Below are 25,793 nucleotides of genomic sequence, written 5' to 3'. Positions count from 1 at the left end.
TTGTGGACAGCCGGGCGTGGTCCGTGCTCAGACGGTGACCGCGATCTCCGCGCCCAGCTTCGCCCCGTCCAGCAGCTCCAGGTCGTCCCCGCTCCAGAACCGCCCGGGGTCATACCAGTTCGGCCGGCGCTGGGGCAGCAGCCCCATGGCCTCGTAGGTGACCGCCACGACCTCCGCGCAGAACGCGCTCTCCAGCGTCGCGTCCGCCTTGGGCCGCAACGGGACCCGTCCCCGCAGCCAGCGCGACGCGAGCCGGGCGGTGGTCGGGAACGGCGTGCCGTCCAGGCGGGCGATGGTCTGCAGGACCGCGTCCTCCACCTCCTTGGTGACGGGGTGGTGCAGCTGCCGCACCCACGCGCGCTGGCCGTACTTGTCGTGCCACGTCACCACGGCGTCGCGCAGGTCGTGCAGCTGGGCACCGCGCTGGTGGGTGCCCGACCACATGTCCTTGAGCGACTTGCCGAGCTCCGCGTGCCACATCAGCGGCGGCAGGTCGTCCAGGACCACCGCCATGCCCACGTGGTTGACCGGGCTGTTGGTCATCGCCTGGATCGCCCGGTCCGCCGCGCTGCGGCCGCGGAAGACCCACACGTCGCCGGTCCGGGTCAGTTCGACGGCTTCGTCCAGGGTTGTCGCCATGGGCACGTAGCCTAGGCAACATGAAGCTCTGGAAGGTGCTCGGCATCGCCGCGTTCGCCGGTGTCGCGGCCAGTGGCGCGCTCGTGGCCCGCAACCAGCGCCGCCGGGCCGCCTACACGCCCGACCAGATCAGGGAGCGCTTGCACGAGCGCCTCGCCGAAGCCGGCCGCGCTCAGGACTGAGCCCGTCAGTCGTGGTCGGGCGCACCGGTCAGGTGGTGGTCGGCGGCGTTGACGGCCTCGGACAGCAGCCTGCGCACGTGCCCGCCGCGGGCGCGGTAGAGCGAACGGCGGCCGTCGCGCCGCACCGTGACCAGACCGGTGAGGCGGAGCTTCGCCAGGTGCTGTGACACCGCGGGCCGCGCGATCTGCACCTTCCCGGCGAGCGTCGTCACGTCGTACTCGTCGCCGCACAACAACCACAGCATGCGCAGCCGCGTCGGGTCGGCGAGCATCCGGAACCCGTCGACGGCGGTCTCGACGTGCTTGCCCGACGGCAGCTGTTGCCAAGACTCCGTTGTTGCAACGTGGTCGCGTGAGCCCATGCCCGCATGATGTCACGGTCGACGTGTGCGTACATGTGCACATATAGTGCCGCGCATGCTGGTCGTGCTGCGCAACCGCACCTACCGCCACCTGTTCGGCGCGCAGGTCGTCGCGCTCACCGGCACCGGCCTCGCGACCGTCGCACTCGGGCTGCTCGCCCACGACCTCGCCGGGGCACAGGCGGGCGCGGTGCTCGGCACCGCGCTGGCGGTCAAGATGCTGGCCTACGTCGGCGTGGCACCGGTCGCGGCCGCCGTGCTCGGCGCGTTGCCGCGGCGGGAGGTGCTCGTGGCGCTGGACCTCGTGCGCGCGGCGGTCGCGGTGGCGCTGCCGTGGGTGGACGAGATCTGGCAGGTCTACACGCTGATGTTCGTGCTGCAGGCCGCATCCGCCGCGTTCACGCCGTTGTTCCAGGCGACCATCCCCGACCTGCTGCCCGACGAACGCGACCACACCCGCGCGCTCACGTTGTCGCGACTGGCCTACGACCTCGAAGGCCTCCTCAGCCCCGCGCTCGCCGCCGCACTGCTCACCGTCGTCAGCTTCGGCCACCTGTTCACCGGCACGTCCATCGGCTTCGCCGCGTCGGCGGTGCTCGTGGTGTCGGTGCTGCTGCCCCGTCCGGTGGCCCGCACGGGCCGCTGCCGCGCCACCACCCGCGGCCTCCGCATCTACCTGGCGACACCACGGCTGCGCGGCCTGCTCGCCGTCCACCTCGCCGCCGCGGCCGCCGGGTCCATGGTGCTCGTCAACACCGTCGGCCACGTCCGCGACGGGCTGGGCCGCGCCGCCCCGGACGTCGCGGTCGCGCTGGCGGCCAACGGGATCGGCTCGCTGGCCGCCGCGCTCGTGCTGCCCCGCCTGCTCGACCGGCTGCCCGACCGCGTGGTCGTGCTGCGCGCCTGCGCGGGACTGACCGCTCTGCTGTTCGCCGGCGTCACCGCGGTCTCGGCGCACTGGACGGGCGTGCTCGTGCTGTGGGCGTTGATCGGCGCGGGGTGCTGCTTCGCGCTCACGCCAGGAGCCCGGCTGCTGCGCCGGTCCGCGGCCGACCCCGACCGCCCCGCGCTGTTCGCCGCCGACTTCGCGCTCTCGCACGCCTGCTGGCTCGTCTGCTACCCGCTGGCCGGCTGGGTCGCGAGCACGGCCGGCACCACCGCGGCGTTCGCCGTGCTCGGCGTGCTCGCCGCTACCGCCGCCCTGGCCGCGCTGCACCTGTGGCCCACGGCCGACCCCGAGGTCGTCGAGCACGTCCACGACGACCTCGACCCCGGCCACGACCACCTGTGCGACGCGGTCCCGGCCGGGGGAGCGTGGCGGCACGCCCACCCGTTCCGCATCGACGACCACCACGAGCGGTGGCCGCGCCACTGACGGGTTACTTGCCTGCGGGAACGACCGCGTCGCGCTCCTGGCCGTTCCCGAAGTTCAGCCAGCGCACCGGCAAATCGATTCAGACGGGCTGCGCCGACTCATTCCGATGCACTCGACAGGGTGACGCCCGCCGATCTTCCGCAGGGCGGTCGTTGAACCGCGACGACACCCGTGACCTGCTGTTCGAGCTTGTCGAGCAGGGCGGTCCGCCGGTCTGACATTGTCCACCGATCGTTGTACACCGGAACAACTCTGAGACCGGACAACGAAATCTGCGTACCGTCGGAAGTGCTTGCACTCCGGGGGGAACGCAAATGCCGATCGTGTTGTCCGAATCCGCGCCCAAGGGACGTGGACTGACCATTCTCTTCGAGCTGGAAGACCTCGCGCGCACCCGTTTCGCACCGGCCCCGCTGCCGATGTACGAACTGGTGTTCACGGTGCACAGCGGCAACTGGGACCGCCTGCTGCTGCCGCAGATCCGCCCGCTCGCCGAGCTCGTGCGACCGGGGCGGTTCATCCCGGACTTCTTCAACTCCGCGCGCGCCGACTTCGACGAGGCCGTGCGCCAGGTGCTCGACGTGCCCGCGACCCGCGTGCGCGACCAGATCGCGACCATGCTCGGCACCACCTCGCCGTGGCTGCGCTCGTTCGCCGCGGGCACGCCCACCTCGCGCCAGGACCTGCGCGCGGCGCTGAACGCCGGCTACCGCGACCTGATCGAGCACGACTGGCCGGAAACCCGCCAGGCGTTCGACGCGGAGGTGCGGCTGCGGTCCAGCCAGGCCGTGACCGGCGGCCTGGGCGACCTGCTCGGCAACCTGCACCCGTCGATCTCCTGGACCGCACCCGCCCTGCACGTGGAGCTCGCCTGGGACACCGAGATCTCGTTGCGCGGCACCGGAATGCTCATCGTCCCGGTGCTGCACGGCCTCACCCGCCCGGCCGTGTCGATGTTCGCGGAACCACAACCGCTGCTCTTCTACCCGGTCGCCACACCCCAGCCCGGCGGCGCCTCCCTGGAGCTGGCCCTGGGCCGCACCCGCACCCTCGTGCTGCGCGCCCTCACGTCCGAACGCACCACCACCGAGCTCGCCCGGCACGTGGGCATCAGCCTGCCCACCGCCTCACAGCACGCGACCGCACTGCGCACCGCCGGTTTCGTGTCGACCCACCGCAACGGCCGTTCCGTCCGCCACCGCCTGACCAGGCGCGGCTGGGAACTGCTCACCTGACCGCCACCGGGAGGCCCGCATGACCGTGCTGCCGCGGTACCGCACCGACCCGAGCCCACGCGCGCTGGCCACCCGCCTGCGCGCCCTGCTCACCGCCGACGTCCCCGTCGCGTGCGGCGTCTACGCCGGCCTGACCGACCCCGTGCCGACGTCCGCCCTGCACGCCCGCATCACACACGCGATGGCGCGCGCGTTCGTGGCCGGCGAGTCCGCCGCCGTACCCCGCTTCTCCCCGCCACCCTCGGCCCAGCTGCGGCTGCTGACCGCGGCCAGCCGGGGCCGCCTGGACGGCGCCGGCGCCGACATGACGACGTTCCCGGTGGACCTGGCCTCGGAACTGTGGTGGCGGGTGCACGCCCACGCGGGCGAGCCGTCGCTGCGCCCCGCCGAACGCCGGGTGGCCTGCGACCTGTTCCTGCGCCTCGGCTACCCGCACCGCGCCGCGTCCGTGATCGGCCTGACCGTGGCCGACGCGCGCAACCACACGTTCGCCGCCGAGTTCGCCGCGGAACAGCTCGCGGTCCTGCGCTGCCACCTGCCCGCCCCGGCCGTGGAGGCGCTCGCACTGCGCGGCGCCCGCTCCGGCCTGCCCGCCGCCACCCGGCGGGACCTGGCCCTGTTCGTGGTGTTCCGCGCCGCGGCCACCGGAGTGGACTCGACGTCCCTGCACGCGGCCGCCGCACTGGCCATGAGGGCCGCCTCGGAACTGCCGCACGCGGGCTTCTCCGACGCGTTGGCACGGGTCCGCCTGCACCGGGCCGTCGCCACGATCCCGTTCGTGCGGCGCGACATCGTGGAAACCCACCGCCTGCTCGGCCGGGCCGTGGAAGGCCTGACCTCCGTCGCACCGGGCGAGGCGGAGTTCGACCGCCTGGCGTGGGCCGACGAGGCCTACGCCCTCCACGCCCTCCTCGTGCAGACGCACCTGGCGATCGGCCTGGGCCAACGCGCGGTCGGCCACGCCGACGAACTGGTCGCCCTGAGCCCCGGCGACGACCGCACGTGGGCGTTGCGCGGCGACGCACTGGTCGCCTGCGGGCGGCTGGAGGAAGCCGTGGAGGCGTACACGCGCGGCGTGGCGCTGGGCGGCTGGGGTGCGGCTCGGGCGGCACACCTGCGGGGGTTCGTGCTGCAACGGCTCGGGCGGGCGGTGGAGGCGGAGGCGGACTTCCTGCTGGCACACCGGATCGACCCGACGGCGTCGGTGGGCGGAGTGGGGGTCGCGGCGGGGCCGAAGGCGACGGCCGGGCGTGTCGGCGCTGGTGCTCCTTCCGCTGTCGTCGCGGCGACGGTGCCGGTCGTGTGGGCGGTTCCAGCGGACCAAGCCGTGCCAACGGTTCAGGCCGTGCCAGCGGTTCAGGCCGTGCCGACAGCGTCCACGTCCGCTGCGTCCAGCGGGTCTGGCGGGTAGACAGGCCGCTCGACCCGCACCGCGCCTTGCCGTCAGCTCTGCCTCGCCCTGCTCAATCTCCCGCCTGCCCTCCCGAGCCGCCCCCTGGCGCCGGTCAGCGGGCGTCGGCCGTCACCAGCAGCCTGAGGTGCGCGGCGACCCAGGTCTGCGAGCTCGGCCCGTCAGCGAAGGCCGTCAGGCGTGCCGCCGCCGTCCGCAGGCCGAGGCGGTGCAGGTGGGCGGCGACCTCGCGGGTGCGGGCGAGCAGGCTCGGGGACAGGTGGTCGAGGCCGCGGTGCGCTGCCTCGGAGGAGACCGTCAGCGCGCTGTCGATGGCCGCGGTCAGCGCGTCCGCGGTCGTGTCACCCGGCGGTAACTGCTGGGGTGCGGTGCCGGTGGCCAGGTCCAGGACCACGACACCGGACTCGGTGTGGACGGCCAGCGGGTCGATCACCAGGGTGCCGCGGTGGCGGCGCACGGAACCGGTGATCGTGGTCGGTGAAGAGCGCAGGGCGGTGGCCAGGGCGTCGAGCGCGTGTGGTGCCACGGCACGGTGAGCGGCCTCCAGCCGGCAGGTGCCGGTCGGGTTGTGGAGGGTCGCGGTCAGGCGTTGCGCGGCCGGGTCGTACGCCACGTCCGACACCTCGGTGATGTGCAGGGCGCGGACCAGCTCCGCCTCGACGCGGGCGCGGACCTGGCGGGGTGGCAGGTCGGCCAGGGCCGCGGCGGTGGCGGGGTAGTCGGTGACGACCAAGGGGAGCGGCAGGTCGTCCCAGGCGGTGCCGACCGGGGTGAGGGACGTCTTGGCGACACGGCTGGTCTTCAGGGTCACCACGCGGCTGGCGCTGCGGGTCGCCGACTCGGACACGACGTTCGAGGCGGCCAGGCGCACAGCGGTGCGCAGCGGGGTGTCGCGCTGGACCAGGACCACGTCACCCGAGGCGAGGTACACGTCGGCGGTGGTCTCGGTGCGGCGGCGGGCGCCGAGCGCGGTCAGGCGGACGCGGCGCAGCGGGGTTTCAGCTGGCTCGTCGAAGCCGAGGACCTCGGCGCGCGGACCGGTCGCGGTGGTGCGGGCGTGCAGCTCGGTGAGCAGGGCGGCGAACTGCTCGGCCGCGTAGTCGGCGCTGCGGGTGCGGTAGGCGGTGAGCTGGGCGAGCAGGTCCGCGATCACCGCGGCCGGCCAGTGCAGGCGCTGGGCGGTCAGGTCCCGGTGCAGGCGGTGCCAGGCGGCGTCGAGGACCTCGCTCGCGTTCGTGGCACCGTCGAGCAGGAGCTGGTCGAGCAGGTCGGTGACCGCGGTCAGATCCGTTGCCGTGGTGGGAGATCCGCCGACGTCCACGGTGTCCGCGCCGGTGGCGTCCGCCGCGCGGAACGCCCACACCGCCAGTGCCGTGGCCTCCTCGCGGTGGACGGCGTCGGTGTGGACGTAGGACAGGTCGCCGGGCACCAGGAACGTCACCGTGCAGGTCGGCAGCTCCGCCTGCGCCGTCTGGTCCTCCGCGGTCGGGCGGCGCAGCTTCGCGCGGTACCCGGCCTGGAACGCCCGGCGGGCGCGGCGCAGGGTGCGCTCGCCCATCAACGCCGTCAGGTCCTCGTCGGTCACCGCGCCCGGCGACCACAGCTCGACCGGTGCGCTCGCCGGCCCGGTCCGCTGGTAGGCGAGCACCACCGCGATGCGGTGGCGGCACACACCGGCCGCGCCACAGCTGCACCGCGCCGCGTCGAGCGCGGTGTTCGGCGGCAGCGTCGTGGTCGTGCCGTCCGGGAACTTCCCCTGGACGGTGCCCGCCGGGTCGGTGTCGAGCGCGGGCACGACTCCCGCGTCGAGCTCCTTGACCGCGCGTTTCACCAGCCCGCGGTTGGCGAGCGCGGCCAGCGCGTCCGGGGTCAGCGCGAGCAGGTCGGGTCTGGTCACCTGAGTTTCTCCGCAACGAATTCGGCGAGCTCGCCAGGGGTCATCGCGCCGACGTGGGCGCCCGCGTTCGCCAGGCGCTGGCCCAGCACGCGGTCGTAGTCCGGGTTCGCCTGCTCGTCGAGCGCCGCCAGGCACAGCACGTGGGTGCCCTGCTCGCACAGGTCCTTCACGACGCGGACCAGGCGTTCCGGGTTGCCGCCCTCGTAGAAGTCGCTGATGATCGCGACGACCGCCCTGCGCGGGCTGTCCACGAGCCCGGCGCCGTACGCGGCGGCCTTGGCGATGTCCGTGCCACCGCCGAGCTGCACCTTCATCAGCAGCTCGACCGGGTCGGTCACGTCCGAGGTCAGGTCCACCACGTTCGTGTCGAACGCGATCAGGTGCGTGCGCAGCCCCGGCAGACCCCACAGGCAGGCCGCGGTGACCGCCGAGTGGATCACCGAGCCGGTCATCGACCCGGACTGGTCCACCAGCAGCACCACCTGCCACTGCTCGATGTGCTTGCGGTTGCGGGAGAAGAACTTCGCGTGCTCGATCGACAGCTTGCGCTCGTCGGGCCGGTAGCGCTGCAGGTTCGCCCTGATCGTGGCGCGGAAGTCGAAGTTGCGCGAGTTGCGGTGGATGCTCGGCCGCCGCGACCGCGTGCCGCTGAACGCCTGCCGCACCTCGGTCTTCAGCTTCTCCACCAGCTGCCGGACGACCGCCTCGACGATCTTGCGGGCCATCGCGAGCACGGCCGGGTTCATCAGGTGCTTGGTCCGCAGCACCGCGCGCAGCAACGCCGCGTTGGGTTCGATCCGTTGCAGCACCTCGGGGTCCGTGACGATGTCGGTGATCTCGTACCGCTCGACCGCGTCGCGTTCCAGCCGTTCCACCGTCTCCTTCGGGAACAGCGCGTGCACCTCGTCCAGCCAGTCGACGGTCTGCACGACCGAGTCCTGGTTGCCGCCCTTGCGCACACCGCGCTGGGCCAGCTCGGGATCACGCCCGTAGAGCCACTCCAGCGCCGCGTCCCTTCGTGCCGCCTCGCCCCGCAGACCCCCGGCGCAGCGCGCGGAGGGCTCACCGAGGATCAGCCGCCAGCGTTCCATGTCCGTCATGCCAGCCCGCCCTTCACCAGCAGCCCGTCGACCCGCCGTTCCACCGCCAGCGCCTCCGCCACGAGCACCGGGTCGGTGTCGAGCCGGGTCACGGCGCGCGCGTCGCCGTCGGCCCCGCGGTGCTCCAGCACGGTCGCCGCGATCGTCTCCCGTTCCCTGGGCGGGAAGTAGCCGAAGGCAAGCCGCAACGCGGGCAGCGCCACCAGGAACTCCTCCTCGGTCATCGCGCTGACCAGCTCGTCCAGCACACCGACCAGCTCAGGGCTCGCGAGCACCTCCTCGCGCGCCACCGCGAACAGCCCGGCGAGCCAGTCGCCCAGCGCCGTGACGGTCCTGACCTTGCGCACGTCCGGCTGCGCACCCAGCGACCAGGCCAGCCCGAGCGCGGCACCGCGCAGGTCCGGTGGCGCCTGCACGTCCTCGCTCACCCTGGTCGCCACGCCCGTCACGTCCGCGATGTCGAGCGACAGCGCGGACTTCGCGTGCAGCACCGCGTCCCTGGTCGCCGCCATCGCCCGCAACCGGTCCGGGTCGGCCGGGGCCGGCCCGCCGTGCAGGCCCTCGACCAGCCACAGCACCCTGGTCGTGCCGGCGTCGACCACCGCGCCCAGCAACGGGTCCTTCGCCGTGCCGAACAACCGGTCGTGCCGCCACAGCCCCAGCACACCGCTCAGCACGTGGCCCAGCGCCGCGAGGTCACCGGTCTCCCGCACGCCCTCGTTCAGCGCCTCCTTGACCTTGCCCGACAACGTGGAGATGCCGCACAGCACCGCGTCGAACAGGACCACGGCCAGCTCCTGCAACTGGGCGTGCCTCGCCCGCCGCTCCAGCACCGCCCCGGCCGCCTCCGGCAGCGTGGCACCGTGCTCGGCGGCCTCGATCAACGCCGCCAGCCGCTCCTCCGCCGGCCGCAGCACCCACTGCTCCTCCAGCACCGGTGCCGCGCCCCGGTCCGGCCCGCTGGTGCGGTGGAAACCGGGAATCCGCAGCACCCGCAGGCGGTGCAGGACCCGGCTGCGCTCCAGCGACCGCGGCTCGGTGAGGTCGAGCGACAGCGTGCCCTCGTGGTCGAGGCCGTGCGTGCGCAACAGCTCCTGCACGGCGCCGACCAACGGCGGCGCCGGTGTGCTCGGGTGCAGCCGGCCGACCTGCTCACCGCGCAGCGCGCCGAGCATCTCGACCAGCGCCGGGTGCGCACCCGGCTGCAGCGTGCCCCGGCGCGACCACGGCGGTGGCTGCGTCAGGTCCTCGGAGATCAACGCACTGGTCAGGCCGTCCAGCACGTCCGTGCGCGCGAGCTGCTCGTGCCCGCGCAACCGCGCCAGCGCCCCGGCCTGCGTGCGCGCGGCGATCAGGTCGGCCGTCGACACCGGCTGCTGCCTGCGCCGCAGCCGCGTCGCCACCGACTCGACGAGCCAGTCCGCCGCCCGCTGCGCACCCTGCTCCCAGACCTGCTGGTAGTAGCCGGGCGACGGCATGCCCGACTGGTAGCCGGTGAACGCGTCCAGCCGCGCGTGCGAGTACGGCACGAGGTAGCTGGCGCCCCGTTCGCGTTCGGGCACCTCCGGCCACTCGGCGGTGTCGTCCCCGGGGGAGGCGGCGAGCATCGCCCTGAGCGCGGGCGTGTGGAAACCACCGGTGACCACGACGACCGGCCGGTCCCCGGCCTCACCCACCGCGGCCCGAACCCAGCGCGCCATGTACTCCTCGCGCGCCGAGTCGCCCTCGTCCGCCGTGGCCGTGCCGCGCAGCAGGTCGAAGTACTCGACGAGCCCCCGCGGGTCCTGCACGGACTCGAAGAGGTGGTCCCACAGCACGTCGACGTTGTCGACCGCGAACTCCCGGCACAGCCGCTCGACCACCTCGGTGTAGCGCAGCTCCGCGTCGGCGTACCGGTTGCTGACGCCGCGGAACGCCCTGTGCCACGCGGGCAGGTCGATGAACCTGACCTCCGCCCCGCAGCGGCGTGCCTCCGCGATCGCCACCCACTCCGGCGAGTAGTCGCAGAACGGTGCCCACGACGCGTGCTCGTCGGAGTAGCTGAACAACGCGATCGGCAGCTCGTGGCCCAGCAGCAGCTCGTCGATGCGCTCGTTGAAGTCCGCGGGGCCCTCGATCAGCACGTACGCCGGCTGCTGCGCGGAGATGGTGGCAGCGACCAGCCGGGCACAGGCGGGACTGTGGTGCCGGACGCCGACGAACACGGCCCCCATCAGCCGGGCAGCAGGTGCCGGGCGCGGTGCAGCTCCTGCCACTGCTTGCCCTTGCGGCGCGGCGCGTGCTGCTCCAGGTACCGCCGCAGCCGGGCCAGGTCCTCGGCGTTGTCCTTGGCCGCCGTGCCCGCCAGGCACTCGACCACGTCCGCCGCCGACCCCTGCTCACCGCGCAGGAACCACCCGCGCAGCCCGACCGCGTGCGCCACCGACACCGCCTCCGCGGTGCTCATGACGGTGGTGAGCCGGTCGCTGCCCTCCCGCAGGTCCCGGAACGTCCTGACCAGGACCTCCAGCACGTCCCGCTTCGGCGCGAGCTGCACACCGGACCGGTCGAGCAGCTTCGCGGCCTCCTGCTCGACCAGCGCCAGCTCGGTGTCGAAGTCCGCGATGGGGAACACCGTCTCGAAGTTGAACCGCCGCTTGAGCGCCGCGCTCATCTCGTTGACACCGCGGTCGCGCGTGTTCGCCGTGGCGATCACGTTGAACCCGTCCTGCGCGAACACCATGCCGTCCGGCCCGTTCAGCTCCCCGATCGCCATCACCCGGTCCGACAGCATCGACAGCATGCAGTCCTGCACCTCGAGCGGGCAGCGGGTGATCTCCTCGAACCGCACGACCTTGCCCTCGGCCATGCCCCGCAGCATCGGCGCCGGCACCAGCGACCGCGGCGACGGTCCCTCCGCCACCAGCAGCGCGTAGTTCCACGAGTACTTGATCTGGTCCTCGGTGGTCGCCGCGCCGCCCTGGATCGTGAGCGTCGACTCGCCGCACACCGCCGCCGCGATCAGCTCGGACAGCAGCGACTTCGCCGTGCCCGGCTCACCGACGAGCATCAGCCCGCGGCTGGTCGCGAGCGTGACCAGCGCCCGGTCCACGAGCGACGGGTCGCCGACGAACTTCTTGCTGACACCGCGCTTCTCGTCGCCGACGACGAACCGCCGCGCGGCTTCGAGGCTCAGCGCCCAGCCCGGCGGCTTCGGCGCGGTGTCGGAGTCGCGCAGGCGGGCGAGCTCGTCGGCGTAGCGGACCTCGGCCGGTGGGCGCTGCATCGTCTGGGTGCTGGTCATGGCTGAAGGGACTCCAGTTCGGAGAGGAGCTCGGAGGTCGTGATCGGGTCGACCTCGTACGAGCGAGGTGCGTCCTTGGGCGCGGACCACGTGCCGCGGCCGCTGGGGGAGAACCACATGTCGCTGAAACCGACCTCGGGGAAGACGTCGACGGCACCGACCGCGATGCCGGGGTCGAGCGACGCGACGAGCGCTCCGCCGCCGGGGAACGGCCGGGTGATCCAGCACTCGACGCCGGCGTCCTGCGGCTCGCCGCGGACCCAGCCCTTCTTCGTCAGCCCGAGGACCTTGCCGATCGGGTGTGGCGTGTTGCAGTACTTCTTCAAGCGGGGCAACAGGTCCTCACCGGCCGGCAGGACGTGCCGCGGCCGGCCGAGCTGCGGGAACGGCTGCAGGATCTCGTAGTCGGCGAACACCTCGCCCCACGCCGCCAGCGAGTCGCCGAGCGCGACCGGGTGCGCGACCCGCACGGTCGCGTCCGCGGGCAGCGCCACCTCGTCGTCGTTCGAGTCCGCGAGCGTGCGGTCCTCGGCGAGGCGGAACGACAGCCCCGAGTCGGTGAGCCACACCAGCCGCCGGACGATGTGCCACAGCAGCGGGTGCGCGGCGAGCACCGTCTGGAACTCCTCGGCCGTCCACGCGCGCTGGTCGACCATCGCCCGCTCCAGCCGCTGGATCTGGTCGGAGGCGACGGTGCGGACGTCCTTCTTCAACGCCGAGAACCGCTTGTGCTCCACCGGGGCGAGGTCCTGGTCGTCCTTGGCACCCGGTTTGGGCAGGTCCTTGCGGCGCTTGCCGTCCGGGTCCAGCACGTAGGGCTTGAGCTGTTCGTCGAAGCCGACGCGGAACTGGCGCGGGCCGTAGTCGATCACCAGCGACGCCGCGTCGTCCAGGCCCAGGCGCGGCACCAGCCGGTCCGCGAGCTGTTCCCGCGAGAGCCCCAGCTCTGCGGCGATCTGCGAGACCTTCTCCTGCGCCCGCGTCTTGAGGCCCTTGAACGGCACCTTCTCGGCGATGCTGTTCAGGTGCGACAGCGCCACCTCGGTGCCGATGTCGGCGAGCACGTCGAGACCGGCGACCGCCCTGGCGTGCTGGCTGGCACCCGGCCAGGCGCGGATCAACGGCGACAGCGCGCGCACCGTCGTGTCGTCGCCGAACCAGCCCAGCGCGTGCAGCGCCCAGCTCTCCTTGGACGAACCCGACCGGTGCCACTGCTCGAACACCGCCCACGCGAACGTGGCCAGCGACGCGGGATCGAGCGCCTCACGCGCGACCGGCAGCCCGGCGTAGACCTCACCGGGCTTGGACAGCGCGGCCGTCATCAGCAGGTGGCTCGCCGCCTGCGGGGACAGCGCGTGCTTGCGGTCGCGCAGCAGCACCTGCGGCAGCAGCCGGGTGTCCGCCCACTCGCCGATCACCGGCAGCTTCGCGGGCAGCACGTCCACCGGGTCGACCGACAGCACGGCGTCGACCGCCGCCTGCGCACCGCACTCCGCGGCGAGTCCCGCCACGTCGACCCCGAGTCCGTGCAGGTGCCGCAGGGCCGCCTCGGCGTCACGGCGGGCGGTACCGGCCTTGCCCGCGGCCACCGGGATGAGCAGCCGGGCGGCCTGCTCACGGTGCCGGGCGAGCCACGCGAGCCCCCAGCGCCGGGGCTGCTTGGTCCGCGCGAACCACCCGGCCATCACCACGGCCACCTCGGCCGTGGCGAACGGCACCAGCACCACGCCACCGGCACCCGGAGTGGACTGCGCGAGCAGCGTCAACGGCGGCACCGCGTCCAGCTCGAACCGCGCGGCGATCCGCTTGCCCCACTCCTCGACGCTGTAGGTGTATTTCGGCGTCCACTGCGCCAGCAGCGGCCGCACCTCGTTCTCGGGTGCCGCCAGGAACAGGTCGTTGTCGTAGTAGCCGATGTTGCCGCTCTTGAAGTCCTTGAGCAGCTTGCGCCAGCTGTGGTGGGCGGTGATCCACTCGCGGCCGGACTCCAGCCACTGGTCGCGTTCACCGTCCTCCCACCGCACCGACGGCGCCGGCAGCGGCAGGCCGGTCAGCACCACGGGCTTCGGCGCTGGCCTGCGGTCCAGCCACGGCGGCGCCGCCAGCAGCGGCGGCAGCTGACCGGGTTCGGCCTCCGGCCACACGTCCACCTCGTGCTCCGCGATCACCGCCCGGACCTCGGCCGGCACCTCCAGCTCGGGGTGCGACATCAGGTGAGCGGTCAGCAGCCGGCGCATCTCGTCGTCGCGCCCGGCCCGTTCCCCCAGCAGCCGGGCCGCCCGCCGCGGGAACGCCGCCATCGCCGACAGCACAGCGGGACGCACGTACTTCGCGGTCAACCGGTCGAGCAGGACCGTGAACGCCTCATCGGTCGGCAGCACCGCGAGCACCTTCACCGCCTGCTTGCGGCCGTCCGCCCAGCCGTACTCCTCGTCGAGCTCCTGCGCCAGCAACGGTGCGATGGCCGGCCCCAGCACGTAGGCCGCCGTGTACAGCACGAACGCCGAGTTGGTCAGCGACGCCTCGGCACGCACGAAGTCCTCGTAGCTGCGCGCCGTGCACGGCAGCATCCACCACTTGCTCGACGTGTGCGGCAGCGCGCAGACCTCGGCGAACCAGTCGGACCGCTCCGGCACCAGGAACGATCGCAGCTCCTTCACCCGGCCCGTCGCGCCCATCTCCTCCAGGGCGGTCTCGGCGGCGGCCCGTTCCGCGTCGTCCGCGACCGCGAGCGCGTACCGGACGGCGATGAGCATCTTGGCCTCGGCGGTGTCGGCCGCCGCGTGGAAACCGTCGGTCACCCGGTGCAGGCAGGCCTTGCCCCAGGTCGCCTTCCTGACGTTCCACTCGTCGGCGAACGTCAGCCCCATGAACTCGACGACCGCCTCGGCGGCGAACGCCGTGCCGTGGTCGGCGATCCACGCGTGCACCACCGGCTGACCGGACGACGTGATGGTCGCGACCGCCGCCGCGCCCAGGGGACTGGGCTGACCGGCGAGGTGCCGGCGGGTCGCCTCGACGAGGTCGGGGGCCGCACCGGCCAGTGCGCGGTCGATCAGCTCGGCGTTGTCGGCGAACTGCCGGCGGACCTTGGCTGCGAGGGCGGGGTCGAGGGTGAACTCCGGGGCCGGGTCCAGGCCGCGCTGGCGGATCACGGTGCGGGCCCAGGCCTTGGGCATCTCCCAGGCGTCCTCGTCGACGGCGGGAGGTGGGGTGTCGGTCGAGGTGTCGGTCGGGGCGTTGGTTGGGGCGCCGGTCGGAGCATCGGAGAGGGAGGAGGTGGAGACGGCCGGTTGTGGGGTGGGCGAGGCCGACAGGGTGGAAGTGGTGGAGGACGGGGTGGTTGCGGGCTGGGCAGCGCCTGGCTGGGCAGCGGTCGGCTGGGCAGCGCTGGGTTGGGCGGCGCCGGGTTGGGTCGCGGTGGGCTGGGCTGCAGCGGGCTGAGCATTGTTGGGCTGGGCAGCGCCAGGCTGTGCGCCTGCGGGCTGCGCAGCGCTGGACTGGGCCGAGCCGCTGGAAGCCGGTGCCGTGCCGACTGTCGGTGCCGTGCCGAGTGCAGGTGCCGTGCCGCCCGTGGGCGCCGTGGCTGCCATCGTGCCGACGGCGGCGTAGCCCTTCTTCTCCTTCTCCGCCACCAGCTTAGCGACGTGGGCCGTGGCCTTCGCCTCGTCGGCGAGGTCCTTGACCTGGGTCTGGCCGGCCGTGCCGATCCGTCCGAAGCGGACAGTCACCTCCGTGCCGTTCTGGTCGACCTCCCAGAACTTCGCCGAGCTGCCGGAGACCAGCTCCCACCTGCGCACCGCGGTGCTCCTCTGGTTCGTGTTCACGACTGCAGGGACTCCAGTTCGGACAGCAGCTCGGAGGTCGTGATCGCGTCGACCTCGACCGCGGTCGAGGCATTCTGCTGGGCGGACCAGTAGCCCCGGCCGTCGGGGGAGTACCAGAGGTCGTCGAACTTGACCTCGGGGAAGACGTCGACCGCGCCGACCGCGATGCCGGGGTCGAGCGACGCCACCAGGGCGCCGCCTGCGGGGAGGGGGCGGGTGATCCAGCACTCGACGCCGGCGTCCTGGGGTTCGCCGCGGACCCAGCCCCTCTTCGTCAGGCCGAGGATCTTGCCCACCGGGTACGGCACGTCGCTGTACTTCTTCAGGTGCGGCAGGAGGTCCTCGCCCTCGGGCAGGACGTGCAGCGGGCGGCCGAGCTGGGGAAACGGCTGGAGGATCTCGTAGTCGGCGAACACCTCGCCCCACGCGTCCGCCGAGTCGCGCAGCTGCACCGGGTGCGCCACGCGGACGGTCGCGGTCTCGGGGAGGGTGACCTCGTCGTCGCCGGAGTCGGCCAGGGTGCGGTCCTCTGCGAGGCGGAACGACAGGCCCTCGTCGGTGATCCACACCAGCCGGCGGACGATGTGCCACAGCAGCGGGTGCGCGGCGAGGACCGCGTGGAACTCCGCGGCGGTCCAGGTGCGCTGGTCGACCATGGCGCGTTCGAGGCGGTGGATCTGGTCGGCCGCGATCGTGCGGACGTCCTTCTTCAACCCCGCGTAGCGCTTGTGCTCCAGCGGGGCGAGGTCCTGGTCGTCCTTCGCGCCGGGCTTGGGAAGCTCCTTGCGGCGCTTGCCGTCCGGGTCCAGCACGTAGGGCTTGAGCTGTTCGTCGAAGCCGACGCGGAACTGGCGCGGGCCGTAGTCGATCACCAGCGACGCCTCGTCGTCCAGGCCCAGACGCGGCACCAGGCGGTCGGCCAGCTGGTCGCGGGACAGGCCCAGCTCGGCGGCGATCTGCGAGACCTTCTCCTGCGCGCGGGTCTTGAGGGCCTTGAACTTGACCTTCTCCGCGATGCTGTTCAGGTGCGACAGCGCCACCTCGGTGCCGATGTCGGCGAGGACGTCCAGACCCGTCACGGCCCTGGTGTGCTGGCTCTCGCCGGGCCAGGCGCGGATCAACGGCGCGAGCGCGCGCACCGTGCTGTCGTCGCCGAACCAGCCGAGCGCGGTCAGCGCCCAGCCCTCCTTCGACGGGGCACCGATCTCCAGCCAGCGCTGGAAGACCGTCCACGCGAACTCCGCCAGCGAGTCGCGGTCTAGCTGTTCGCGGGCGAACAGCAGACCCGCGTAGACGTCGCCGGGCTTGGACAGCGCGGCCGTCATCAGCAGGTGGCTCGCCGCCTGCGCGGACAGGGCCTGCTTGCGGTCGCGCAGCAGCACCTGCGGCAGCAGCCGGGTGTCGGCCCACTCGCCGATGGCCGGCAGCTTCGCGGGCAGCACGTCGACCGGGTCGACGGACAGCAGGGCGCGCAGACCCTCCGCCGCCGCCTTGGGCGCGGCGGCCACGACGTCCACGCCCGTGTTCTGCAGCTGGCGGAGCGCCGCCTCGGCGGCGCGGCGGTCGGCTCCGGGCTTGCCGAGCGCTGCGGGGACGAGCAGGCGCACGGCCGTCTCGCGGTGCCGGGCCAGCCACTCCAGGGCGACCTTGCGGACCTGCTTGAGCCGCACGAACCAGTCCGCCATCAGCGCCGCGACCTCGGGCGTGGCGAACGGCAGCAGGACCACGGCGTTGTTCGAGTTCGCCTCGGCCATCCGCAGCAGCGGCGGCAGCGCGTCCAGCTCGAACCGGGCGGCCAGCATCTTGCCGGTGAGCTCGGCACCCCAGCCCGTGTTCGGGTTCCAGTCGGCCAGCAGCGGGCGCACCACCTCCTCGGGCGCCAGCGCGAACAGGTTCCGCGCGCGGTAGGCGATCTTGCGCTCGTGGAACTCCACCAGGAGTTCCTGCCAGGTCTGGTAGGTGGTCCAGTAGCCCTCGCGGAGCCACTCCGGGCGTTCACCCGGCGCCCACACCACCGACGGCCCTGGCACCGGCAGGGCCGCCACGACGACCGGCTTCACCGGCGGCTTGCGGTGCAGCCACGGCGGTGCGGCCAGCACCGCGGGCAACGCCTCGGCCGGCGCCTCCGGCACCTGGTCGGTCTCGACGGGGGTGAACCCCTCGGGAGCCTCGACGTACGGGTGCGACATGAGGTGCGCGGTCAGCAGCTGCCGCACGGCCGCGTCGCTGCCCGCCCGCTCACCCAGCAGCCGGGCCGCCCGTCGCGGGAACGCCGCCATCGCCGCCAGCAGCGCCGGCCGCACGTACTTGGTGTCCAGCCGGTCGAGCAGGGCCGTGAACGCCTCGTCGCACGGCAGCTGCTGCAACACCCTCAACGCCTGCTTGCGCCGGTCCGACCGCTGGTAGGTGCTGTCGAGGTCGGCGGCGAGCAGCGGCGCGACCGCCGGTCCGAGCACGTACACCGCCGTGTACAGGACCGTCGTCCCCGTGTTCAGCGACGCGTGCGACCGGTCGACCTCGTCGAGCGTGCTGGCGCTGCAGATCGTCATCCACCAGCTCGCCCCGGACTGCGCCCGGCACGCCCGGTCGAACCAGTCGGCCCGCCACGTCACCAGGTAGGCCCGCACCAACTCCGTGTCGGGGGTGCTCAACCGCTCCAGGACGGCTTCGGCCTCCGCGCGCTCCGCGTCGTCGGCCACGGCGAGCGCGTACCGGGTCGTCGTCAGCATCCGGCCCGTCGTGCTGTCCACCCGCGGGTGGACAGCGGCGCCGTAGCGGTACAGGTGCGGCTCGCTGGGTGCGCTCCGCTGGGGCAGCCACTTGCTGCCGGCCTGGATGCCGAGGCTCTCGACCACGGCCTCCACCGCGAACGCGAGCCCGTGGTCGGCGATCCAGTGGTGCACCGTCGCCACGTCCTTGGCCGTCATGGCGGCCACGCAGGCGGCACCGACGGGGTTGTGCCGGCCGGCGAGGTGCTCGCGGGTGGCCTCGACCAGGTCGGGGTGGGAGTCCTCGGCGGCGAGGAGGCGGTCGGAGGTGGCGACCTGGTCCGCGGCGCGGGCGCGGGCGGTGGCGGCGAGCTCGGGGTCGAGGGTGAACTCGGGCGCCGGGTCGAAGCCGCGCTGGCGGATGGCCTCGCGCAGCCACGCCTTCGGCATCCTCCAGGTGTCCTCGTCCACCACGGGCGGTGGGGAAGGAGGCGTGGAGGTGGGGGCGGTGCTCGGCTGGGACGGAGCGGGGGTGGCAGCCGCGGGCTGTGCGGCAGGTTGGCCGAGAGGCGCAGTGGCCGTCAAATGGCCGGTGGTGTGCGCTGTAGTGGCTGCGGGCCGGCTGGACGTCGACGGTGCGGCACCGGGCTGCACGGCGTCGGGAGAGGCAGCCGACGTGGAGCGGTAGCCCTTCTTCTCCTTCTCCGCCACCAGCTTCGCGACGTGCGCCGCGGCTGCCTCCGCCGAGGCGAGCTCCTTGGTCTGGGTCTGCCCGGCGGCGCCGAGGCGTCCGAAGCGGACGGTCACCGCCGACCCGGTCAGCTCCACCTCCCAGAACTTCGCCGAGCCACCGGAGACGAGCTCCCACCTGCGCACGCCGTACCCCCTGAGTCCAATCCGGAGTTGATGTCCTGGACCGTACTCAGGGGGTCTGACAATTTTCGGTGAACCGGGAAATCCGGCTGGTCAGAACCAGATCGCGGTGTCCGGCGGGAGCAGCAGCGAGCCGTCGCGCACCCCGTAGTACGACGAGGCCAGCAGCACGGCGCCGGGGTCGGGCAGGGCGACGACCTCACCGGACAGGTTCACCACGCACGACACCCGCCGGTCCTCGCGCGTGCGCGTGAACCACAGGACGTCCGCGGGTCCGTCCACCCACGTCACGCCGTCGCCCGCGCCCAGCGCCGGGTGGTCGCGCCGCACGCGCAAAGCGGTGCGGTAGAACGACAACATCGAGTCCTGGTCGGCGGCCTGGACCTCGACGCTCAGCTTCGCCCAGTCCGCGGGCTGCGGCAGCCACGAGCCGCCGGTGCCGAACCCGAGCGACGGGCCCGACGCCGACCACGGCAGCGGCACCCGGCAGCCGTCGCGGCCGCGTTCGGTGTGGCCCGACCGCTCCCACATCGGGTCCTGCAGCACCTCGTCGGGCAGGTCGAGCACCTCGGGCAGACCAAGCTCCTCGCCCTGGTAGATGTACGCGGAACCGGGCAGCGCCAGCATCAATGCCAGCGCAGCGCGCGCACGGCGCACACCGGTCTCACCGCCGCCGTACCGCGTCACGTGCCGCTGAACGTCGTGATTGGACAGCACCCACGTGGTGGGCGCGCCCACCGGTGCCACCGCCGCCAGCGACGAGTCGATCACCGAGCGCAACGCGCTGGAGCTCCACTCGGCCGTGAGGTAGTGGAAGTTGAACGCCTGGTGCATCTCGTCGGGACGCAGGTACATCGCCGTGCGCTCGGCGGACGGCGTCCACGCCTCGGCCACGAGCACGCGGTCGCCGGGGTAGGAGTCCACCACCTTGCGCCACTCGCGGTGGATGTCGTGCACACCGTCCTGGTCGAAGAACGGCAGCGGCTCGGTGCCCAGCAGCTTCAGCTGGTCGGTGTGCCCGATGTCGGGCAGCCCGGCCGCCTTGACCATGCCGTGCGCCACGTCGACCCGGAACCCGTCGACGCCGAGGTCCAGCCAGAACCGCAGCACCGACAGGAACTCCTCGCGCACCTCCGGCAGGTCCCAGTTGAGGTCCGGCTGCTCGGGCGCGAACAGGTGCAGGTACCAGGACCCGTCGGCCACGCGCGTCCACGCCGGGCCGCCGAACACCGACTCCCAGTCGTTGGGCGGCTGGTCGCCGACGCCCTCGCGGAAGACGTACCGCTCCCGGTTGCGGCCGGCCAGCGCCTCCTGGAACCACTCGTGCCGGTCGGAGCTGTGGTTCGGCACGATGTCGACGATCACGCGGATGCCGAGCCCGTGGGCGTCCTCGACCAGCGACCGCACGTCGTCGAGCCCGCCGAACGACGGGTCCACCGCGCGGTAGTCGGCCACGTCGTAACCGCCGTCGGCCATCGGCGAGGCGTAGAACGGCGTGATCCACACCGCGTCGACGCCCAGGTCGCGGAGGTAGGGCAGGCGTGAGCGGATGCCGGGCAGGTCACCGACGCCGTCGCCGTTCGAGTCGGCGAAGCTGCGCACGTAGACCTGGTAGATGACGGCGTGTCGCCACCAGTCCTGGGACATGTCCTTGCCTTCCGTGGGTGCGGTGTCAGCGAACCAGGAAAGTCGTTGCAAAAGTTTTCCGCAAGTCGCCAGGAGGATTACTTGAGAAGCAGGCGTAATCCTGCAAACTTTTTCATAGATTTTCCGCAGGCGTTGACCCGGTCGAGCGACGGACGGCTTCTCAGCAGCTGAGACGGGGAAGGCGCTGCGCGAGCAGATCGTTCGCAATGACATGAGCGGCTTCGCGGAAAACTGGCAGACGTGGAAGACGGAACGGGAACGCGGCCTGGCCGATCCCTACGGATGGCTGGCGCTGGTGTCACTCGACTGGCTGGAGACCAAGCCTCGCGCCTATGACGGCATACCGGGGCTGTGGTGGCAGGACGACGACGAGGCGCACTTCGACCCGCAAGGTGCCGAGGTCACGCACGACGGCGTGCCGATCACCGAACCCACGAGCTTCAAACTGGTCCAGAGCGGCCCCGGCACGCGCGTCCGGGCGGGTGACGTGGACATCGAGATCGCCCGGCGCGGCGGCTACCTGGTGCGTGTGCACGACCCGAAGGCCGAGGTGCTCAGCAGCTTCCGCGGCGTGCCGGCGTACGAGCCCGACGAGGCGTGGGTGCTCGAAGGCGTCTTCGAGCCGTTCGACACCCCTGTGCCGACGACGGTCGGTGCGGTCGTGGAAGGGCTCAGCCACGTGTACGAGGCACCAGGGCGTGTGCGGTTCACGCACGACGGCGCCGAGCACACGCTGACGGCGTTCAACGGCAAGGACGGTGGCATCACCATCCTGTTCACCGACGAGACCAGCGGCGTCACCACCTACGCGGCGAACCGGGAGATCTCGGCCAAGCCGGTCGACGGCAAGGTCGTGCTCGACTTCAACCGGGCCGTGAACCTGCCGTGCGCGTTCACGGCCTACGCCACCTGCCCGCTGCCGCCCGCCGGCAACCACCTGCCGTTCAAGGTCGAAGCCGGCGAACGCACCCCGTACGAGCAGGGTTAGGGGCAAGCGGTACCCAGTAGAGCCCGAGGGGTCGGGAACGAGGCCGTAGTCGCGGTTGACCGCGGCTGCGGCCTCCTCGTCCAGCTCTCCGGCGCACCAGCACGTTCGGCCGGCAGACGTCGCCGTGCACCACGGCGGCAGCGGAGCGTTACCGGGTCTGTGGCGAGATTGGGCCGAGCGGGTGTTAACCGCCGGTACGTGTCACGCCCCGTGCCGGATCTGTGGTGAAACCCCTTTCCCCACGTCCCCTGCTGAGACGGCGATCTGTCCGGAGAGCGCTTTCGGATTAGGTTCGGTCGTGGATGGGGTTTCGACCAGGAGCGGGTGCGCATGGCCGTCTTGTGGGGAGTGTCCTTCGACGCCACGGCGATGTCGGGCGTCGTGGTCGAGTTCGTCAAGACCGCCGCGCTGTTCGCCGGACGTGGTCACCGGGTCCACCTCGACCTCGGCTACGACATCAAGGCGGACAAGGGCCCGTTCTTCCGCCCCTACCAGGACGAACAGGTACCGGACTGGATCACGCTCGACCGCGTCGACGGCCTGGACGAGGTCAGCGGCTACGACCAGGCGTTCGTCACCGCCACCCTGGAGGCGGTGCAGCGCGACGAGACTCCCTACGTGCGGGAGGTCGCGGACCGGATCGCCCGGCGGATCGAGCAGACCTGGGAGGACCGCGGCGTCACGACGGTGATGGTCGAGAACGGCACCCTGCCCGAGAACGTCGCCTACACGACCGCCCTCCACCAGGCGATCGAACGCTACGGCGCCCGGCACGCGCTGGGCCGCTTCGTGTTCTGGCGCGACCACGACATGATGTGGCAGAGCGAACCCGGCAAGTACGGCACGTTCCCTTTCCCGGGCACGCCGCCGATGCGCGACTCACCGCACATCCACTACTTCGCGCTGCACGAGGAAGCCCTGCGCCGCACCCTGGAGTGGCAGCCGCACCTGCGCAACATCGACGTCCTGCCCAACACCTTCAGCCCGCCGCACCGCGCGGGCCGCGCGGACTTCAAGCGCCACCACGGCATCCCCGACGACGTCCGGCTGATCGCCCGGTTCACCCGGATCATCCCGCAGAAGCGCATCGACAGGGACCTGCACCTGCTCCGACTGCTGCCCGACGACGTGCACCTGTTCATCGCCGGCGACACCGGTGAGCACCCCGCCGAGACCGTGAAGCTGCGCGCGCTCGCCGACGAGCTCGGCCTGACCCGGCGCGTGGTCTTCGGCGGCACCCTCGCCCAGGCCGAGTCGGCCGGCGCCGCGTTCTCCGTGCGAGACCTGCTGGCGCACGCCGACATCGTGTCGTTCCTGACCTCGTACGACTACGAGAGCTACGGCAACCCGATCAGCGAGGCGGTCGCGGCCGGCGTGCCGTACCTGACCAGCCGGTACGCGTTGTACGACACCGTCTACCCGGGATTTCGGGCGCCGGTGCTGGACGTCCTGGCCCACGACCTGCCGACACCGGAGTTCGCAAGAGACGTCCACGAGCTGATGACCAACGCGGAGAGGAGGGCGGAAGTGGTGGCGCACAACCAGGAGCTCGGCCTGCACAGCAGGACCGCGGCGAACGAACTGGTCGACCGGCTGTTCCCGCCGGCCATGGGGGAGGACGTGCGGCTCAGCGTCGTCCTGCCCGTCTACAACGAGGCGGCCAACCTCGACGCCGTCCTCACCAGCCTGCACGACCAGGAGGGCATCGAGCGCGACCGGTACGAGATCGTGCTGGTGGACAACAACTCCACCGACGACACGGTCGCCATCGCCCACCGCTTCGCCGCCGACCACCCCGGTCTCGCGCTGCACGTGATCTCCGAACCCGAACAGGGCGTGGCGTGCGCGCGCAAGGCGGGCATGGACTACGCGGCCCAGCGCAGCCGTGCCCGCAAGGACCCCGGCGAGCGGTTCTACCTGGTCTCCGCCGACGCCGACTGCCGCGTCGACCGCCGATGGCTCGCCGAGCTGTTCGCCGCCATGGAGGACGACAAGGCCGCGATCGGCGTGTGCGACTACTACTACAACGCCGAGCACTTCACCGGCCGGCCGCGGTTGTGGGACGCCATCCAGCGCACCCTGCGGTGCCGCGCGGTCACGTTCGCGTTGTTCGGCGGCTTCCCCGACGGCAAGGGCTTTGCCGTCGAACGCGAGGCCTACGAACGCGTCGGCGGCATCGAGATCTGCTACCAGCTGCACAACGGCCGGTTCGTGAACCACCTCTCCGACGACTGGGACTTCGGCATCAAGGTCCGCGGCTCCGGCTTCGACATCACCTACGCGCCGCTGTCGAAGGTCGAGATCAACCCGCGGCGGGTCAACCACGCCATCGACGAGGTCATCACCGGTCGCGCCTACGGGTCCGACGGCATCATCGTCATGCGCGACATCCGCCCCGACACCGAGGCGCAGACCGCGGACCTCACCGAGGAGGAAGCGCTGCAGGCGTGGGAGTTCTCCATCAAGGACTTCACGCCGAAGAACACCATCCTGCCCGTGCTGCTCACCCCGTCGTTCCTCGACGACGACGCGGTGGTGGCGTTCTTCGGCGCCGACCTGGCCGAGCGCCTGGGCCGGCGGATCGCCGAGATCAAAGACGAGATGCGGGTCGTCGACCTCACCCCGATCCACTCCTACAAGACGCCCTCCTACCGGCTCTACCTGGAGTTCCGCGACGAGCTCTTCGAACGGCTGCGCGCGGCGGTGGGGGAGGACATCGGCTACCCGCCGCCGCTGCCGGAGTGCTTCGCCGACGTGCCGCAAGAGCGGTTCGCGGAGTTCGTGAAGTACTACTGCGAGGACCGCGAGTCCGGCGAGGCGCACAACTACTTCGGCAACGGAGGAGTGTTCTGATGGACCGCGAACCGAGGGTCTGGCGTTCGTTGCAGGACCCCGCCAACGCCCACCTGCTGGAGTACGTCACCGAGGACCCGTTCGGGGCGCACGTCTTCCCCGGCAACGTCCCCGGCTATCCGGTCGACGGCTTCCTCGACGACCTCAGCGACCAGCTCGTCGGCACCGCACCCATCCACCTGTGGTCCTACATCCCCACGTGCGCCTACAAGTGCCGCTTCTGCCAGTACCCCGTCGTGCTCGTCAAGGGCGCGAACGCGACGGAGAAGCTGACGAGGTGGGTGGACTGGAACATCCGCGAGGCCCAGCTGTGGCTCGCCCGCGTGCCCGAGCTGGCCAAGGCGCCGGTCGGCGAGTTCAACGTCTTCGGCGGCACGCCCTCGTTGCTGCCGCTCGACCAGATCCGCCGGCTGCTCGACTTCTACCGGGACAACTTCGGCTTCACCGACGACACCACCATCCGGTTCGAGGGCGACCCCAGCACGTTCACGCCGGAGAAGCTGGCGGCGTTGCGGGAGCTGGGCTGCACCAAGCTCTCCAGCGGCGTGCAGTCGTTCGACGACCCGGTGCTGCGCGAGTGCGGCCGCGAGCACACCTCGCAGATGTGCGTCGACTTCGTGCGCAACGCGAAGAGCGCCGGGTTCGAGTGGATCAGCATCGACCTGATGTACGGGCTGCTCGACCAGACCGTCGACAGCGTGCGGCGCGACCTCGACGTCGTGCTGGAGGAGGAGATCACCGCCGTCGTCTGCACCAAGCTGCACCTGAAGTCCTACTCGGACACCCGCACCGGTGTCGCCGGAGAGCAGCCGGCACCGTGGCAGCTGCCCGCCTACCGCGACAAGCTGGTGCAGAACGGCCACTTCTGGCCGACTCTGGCCGAGCAGTACCGGATGCGCGAGGTGCTCACCGACGGGCTGCGCGCCGCCGGCTACACCGAGCACCCCACGATGTACTTCGCACGCGACGGCCTCGGCCCGGAGAAGTGGAAGTCCATCATGGTCGACCAGGACCGCCAAGAGGCCGAGGTCGCGATCGGCCTGGGCGGCAGCTCCAGCTGCCGCGCCTCGGAGGCGATCACCGACGTGCAGTGGAAGTCCTACGCGGAGGCCGTGGACGCCGGCCGCGTGCCGCTCGGATCGGCGACCCGGTTCACCGAGGAGGCGCAGGAGGCCAGGAGCGTGAAGATGGCGCTGTCCACGTTGCAGCCGGTGCGCGACGACCTGCACCGCGCCCGCTTCGGGCGGTCGTTGTTCGACGAGCCGTGGCTCGCCAAGTTCACCTCGCTGCGGGAACGCGGGCTGTTCACGATGGACGCCGACGCCGTGACCCTCACCGACGACGGCGAGGTGCTGGTGGAGGCCATCATCAACACCGAGCTGTAGGACCGCATCCCGCGAGCGCGGCGCCGCG

At 72.1% G+C, this 25,793-nt stretch carries 16 protein-coding genes; 7 read left to right on the top strand and 9 right to left on the bottom strand.

Annotated elements, in window-relative coordinates:
• Window positions 1–27: 27 nt before the first annotated feature.
• Window positions 28–639, bottom strand: a complete 612-nt coding sequence (locus ACZ7CF_RS30150) for a hypothetical protein (protein WP_360392823.1) — start codon at window positions 637–639, stop codon at window positions 28–30.
• A 20-nt stretch (window positions 640–659) separates the two neighbouring features.
• On the opposite strand from ACZ7CF_RS30150, the gene ACZ7CF_RS30145 reads away from it, so the two are divergent.
• On the top strand, window positions 660–821 hold the full coding sequence (locus ACZ7CF_RS30145; RefSeq protein ID WP_360392826.1) for a hypothetical protein: 162 nt from the start codon (window positions 660–662) through the stop codon (window positions 819–821).
• Between the two features lie 5 nt (window positions 822–826).
• Here the strand turns inward: ACZ7CF_RS30145 and ACZ7CF_RS30140 are convergent, their stop codons facing one another.
• Window positions 827–1,183, bottom strand: coding sequence for an ArsR/SmtB family transcription factor (locus ACZ7CF_RS30140; protein WP_360392829.1), 357 nt, complete (start codon window positions 1,181–1,183; stop codon window positions 827–829).
• Between the two features lie 55 nt (window positions 1,184–1,238).
• On the opposite strand from ACZ7CF_RS30140, the gene ACZ7CF_RS30135 reads away from it, so the two are divergent.
• The 3 genes from ACZ7CF_RS30135 (at window position 1,239) to ACZ7CF_RS30125 (ending at window position 5,204) form a co-directional block, all read left to right on the top strand.
• Window positions 1,239–2,558 carry an MFS transporter gene (locus ACZ7CF_RS30135; protein ID WP_470371156.1) on the top strand — a complete coding sequence of 440 codons (1,320 nt, stop codon included), beginning with the start codon at window positions 1,239–1,241 and terminating at the stop codon, window positions 2,556–2,558.
• Window positions 2,559–2,872: 314 nt separating this feature from the next.
• A complete protein-coding gene (locus ACZ7CF_RS30130) occupies window positions 2,873–3,793 on the top strand; it encodes an ArsR/SmtB family transcription factor (protein WP_470371155.1) in 921 nt (306 codons plus the stop codon).
• 19 nt (window positions 3,794–3,812) lie between these two features.
• Complete coding sequence (locus ACZ7CF_RS30125; protein ID WP_470371154.1) at window positions 3,813–5,204, top strand: BTAD domain-containing putative transcriptional regulator; 1,392 nt, start codon at window positions 3,813–3,815, stop codon at window positions 5,202–5,204.
• A gap of 94 nt (window positions 5,205–5,298) precedes the next feature.
• On the opposite strand, the gene ACZ7CF_RS30120 is transcribed toward ACZ7CF_RS30125, so the two are convergent.
• The 7 genes from ACZ7CF_RS30120 to ACZ7CF_RS30090 form a co-directional block, all read right to left on the bottom strand.
• On the bottom strand, window positions 5,299–7,101 hold the full coding sequence (locus ACZ7CF_RS30120) for an SWIM zinc finger family protein (RefSeq protein WP_470371153.1): 1,803 nt from the start codon (window positions 7,099–7,101) through the stop codon (window positions 5,299–5,301).
• Entirely contained in the window at window positions 7,098–8,201 is a 1,104-nt protein-coding gene (locus ACZ7CF_RS30115; protein WP_360392843.1) for a VWA domain-containing protein, read from the bottom strand. Before ACZ7CF_RS30115 ends, ACZ7CF_RS30120 begins: the two co-directional genes overlap by 4 nt.
• Entirely contained in the window at window positions 8,198–10,414 is a 2,217-nt protein-coding gene (locus ACZ7CF_RS30110) for a DUF5682 family protein (protein WP_470371152.1), read from the bottom strand. The genes ACZ7CF_RS30115 and ACZ7CF_RS30110 overlap by 4 nt, the downstream gene beginning before the upstream one ends.
• Complete coding sequence (locus tag ACZ7CF_RS30105) at window positions 10,414–11,484, bottom strand: ATP-binding protein (protein ID WP_360392849.1); 1,071 nt, start codon at window positions 11,482–11,484, stop codon at window positions 10,414–10,416. The genes ACZ7CF_RS30110 and ACZ7CF_RS30105 overlap by 1 nt, the downstream gene beginning before the upstream one ends.
• Window positions 11,481–15,311 carry a WGR and DUF4132 domain-containing protein gene (locus ACZ7CF_RS30100; RefSeq protein WP_470371151.1) on the bottom strand — a complete coding sequence of 1,277 codons (3,831 nt, stop codon included), beginning with the start codon at window positions 15,309–15,311 and terminating at the stop codon, window positions 11,481–11,483. Before ACZ7CF_RS30100 ends, ACZ7CF_RS30105 begins: the two co-directional genes overlap by 4 nt.
• Window positions 15,308–18,895 carry a DUF4132 domain-containing protein gene (locus ACZ7CF_RS30095; protein ID WP_470371150.1) on the bottom strand — a complete coding sequence of 1,196 codons (3,588 nt, stop codon included), beginning with the start codon at window positions 18,893–18,895 and terminating at the stop codon, window positions 15,308–15,310. The genes ACZ7CF_RS30100 and ACZ7CF_RS30095 overlap by 4 nt, the downstream gene beginning before the upstream one ends.
• 90 nt (window positions 18,896–18,985) lie before the next feature.
• Window positions 18,986–20,539: a glycoside hydrolase family 13 protein gene (locus ACZ7CF_RS30090; RefSeq protein WP_470371149.1), complete on the bottom strand. Its 1,554-nt coding sequence runs from the start codon at window positions 20,537–20,539 to the stop codon at window positions 18,986–18,988.
• A 211-nt stretch (window positions 20,540–20,750) separates the two neighbouring features.
• On the opposite strand from ACZ7CF_RS30090, the gene ACZ7CF_RS30085 reads away from it, so the two are divergent.
• The 3 genes from ACZ7CF_RS30085 (at window position 20,751) to ACZ7CF_RS30075 (ending at window position 25,765) form a co-directional block, all read left to right on the top strand.
• The gene (locus tag ACZ7CF_RS30085; protein ID WP_360392860.1) at window positions 20,751–21,527 is read left to right on the top strand and encodes a DUF1684 domain-containing protein; all 777 of its coding nucleotides are present in this window, start codon (window positions 20,751–20,753) and stop codon (window positions 21,525–21,527) included.
• Between the two features lie 330 nt (window positions 21,528–21,857).
• On the top strand, window positions 21,858–24,380 hold the full coding sequence (locus tag ACZ7CF_RS30080) for a glycosyltransferase (protein WP_470371148.1): 2,523 nt from the start codon (window positions 21,858–21,860) through the stop codon (window positions 24,378–24,380).
• A complete protein-coding gene (locus ACZ7CF_RS30075; RefSeq protein WP_470371147.1) occupies window positions 24,380–25,765 on the top strand; it encodes a radical SAM protein in 1,386 nt (461 codons plus the stop codon). The genes ACZ7CF_RS30080 and ACZ7CF_RS30075 overlap by 1 nt, the downstream gene beginning before the upstream one ends.
• Window positions 25,766–25,793: the final 28 nt, after the last annotated feature.

This window comes from Lentzea sp. NPDC036955, from assembly GCF_055608005.1.
The sequence above is the reverse complement of the archived record's forward strand: the minus strand, read 5'-3'. Positions and strand labels throughout refer to the sequence as shown.

Bases quoted from the DNA above. Each gene is read 5' to 3' on its own strand.
- ACZ7CF_RS30150 (WP_360392823.1), bottom strand. From the start codon at position 639: ATGGCGACAACCCTGGACGAAGCCGTCGAACTGACCCGGACCGGCGAC.
- ACZ7CF_RS30145 (WP_360392826.1), top strand. From the start codon at position 660: ATGAAGCTCTGGAAGGTGCTCGGCATCGCCGCGTTCGCCGGTGTCGCG.
- ACZ7CF_RS30140 (WP_360392829.1), bottom strand. From the start codon at position 1,183: ATGGGCTCACGCGACCACGTTGCAACAACGGAGTCTTGGCAACAGCTG.
- ACZ7CF_RS30135 (WP_470371156.1), top strand. From the start codon at position 1,239: ATGCTGGTCGTGCTGCGCAACCGCACCTACCGCCACCTGTTCGGCGCG.
- ACZ7CF_RS30130 (WP_470371155.1), top strand. From the start codon at position 2,873: ATGCCGATCGTGTTGTCCGAATCCGCGCCCAAGGGACGTGGACTGACC.
- ACZ7CF_RS30125 (WP_470371154.1), top strand. From the start codon at position 3,813: ATGACCGTGCTGCCGCGGTACCGCACCGACCCGAGCCCACGCGCGCTG.
- ACZ7CF_RS30115 (WP_360392843.1), bottom strand. From the start codon at position 8,201: ATGACGGACATGGAACGCTGGCGGCTGATCCTCGGTGAGCCCTCCGCG.
- ACZ7CF_RS30110 (WP_470371152.1), bottom strand. From the start codon at position 10,414: ATGGGGGCCGTGTTCGTCGGCGTCCGGCACCACAGTCCCGCCTGTGCC.
- ACZ7CF_RS30105 (WP_360392849.1), bottom strand. From the start codon at position 11,484: ATGACCAGCACCCAGACGATGCAGCGCCCACCGGCCGAGGTCCGCTAC.
- ACZ7CF_RS30090 (WP_470371149.1), bottom strand. From the start codon at position 20,539: ATGTCCCAGGACTGGTGGCGACACGCCGTCATCTACCAGGTCTACGTG.
- ACZ7CF_RS30085 (WP_360392860.1), top strand. From the start codon at position 20,751: ATGAGCGGCTTCGCGGAAAACTGGCAGACGTGGAAGACGGAACGGGAA.
- ACZ7CF_RS30080 (WP_470371148.1), top strand. From the start codon at position 21,858: ATGGCCGTCTTGTGGGGAGTGTCCTTCGACGCCACGGCGATGTCGGGC.
- ACZ7CF_RS30075 (WP_470371147.1), top strand. From the start codon at position 24,380: ATGGACCGCGAACCGAGGGTCTGGCGTTCGTTGCAGGACCCCGCCAAC.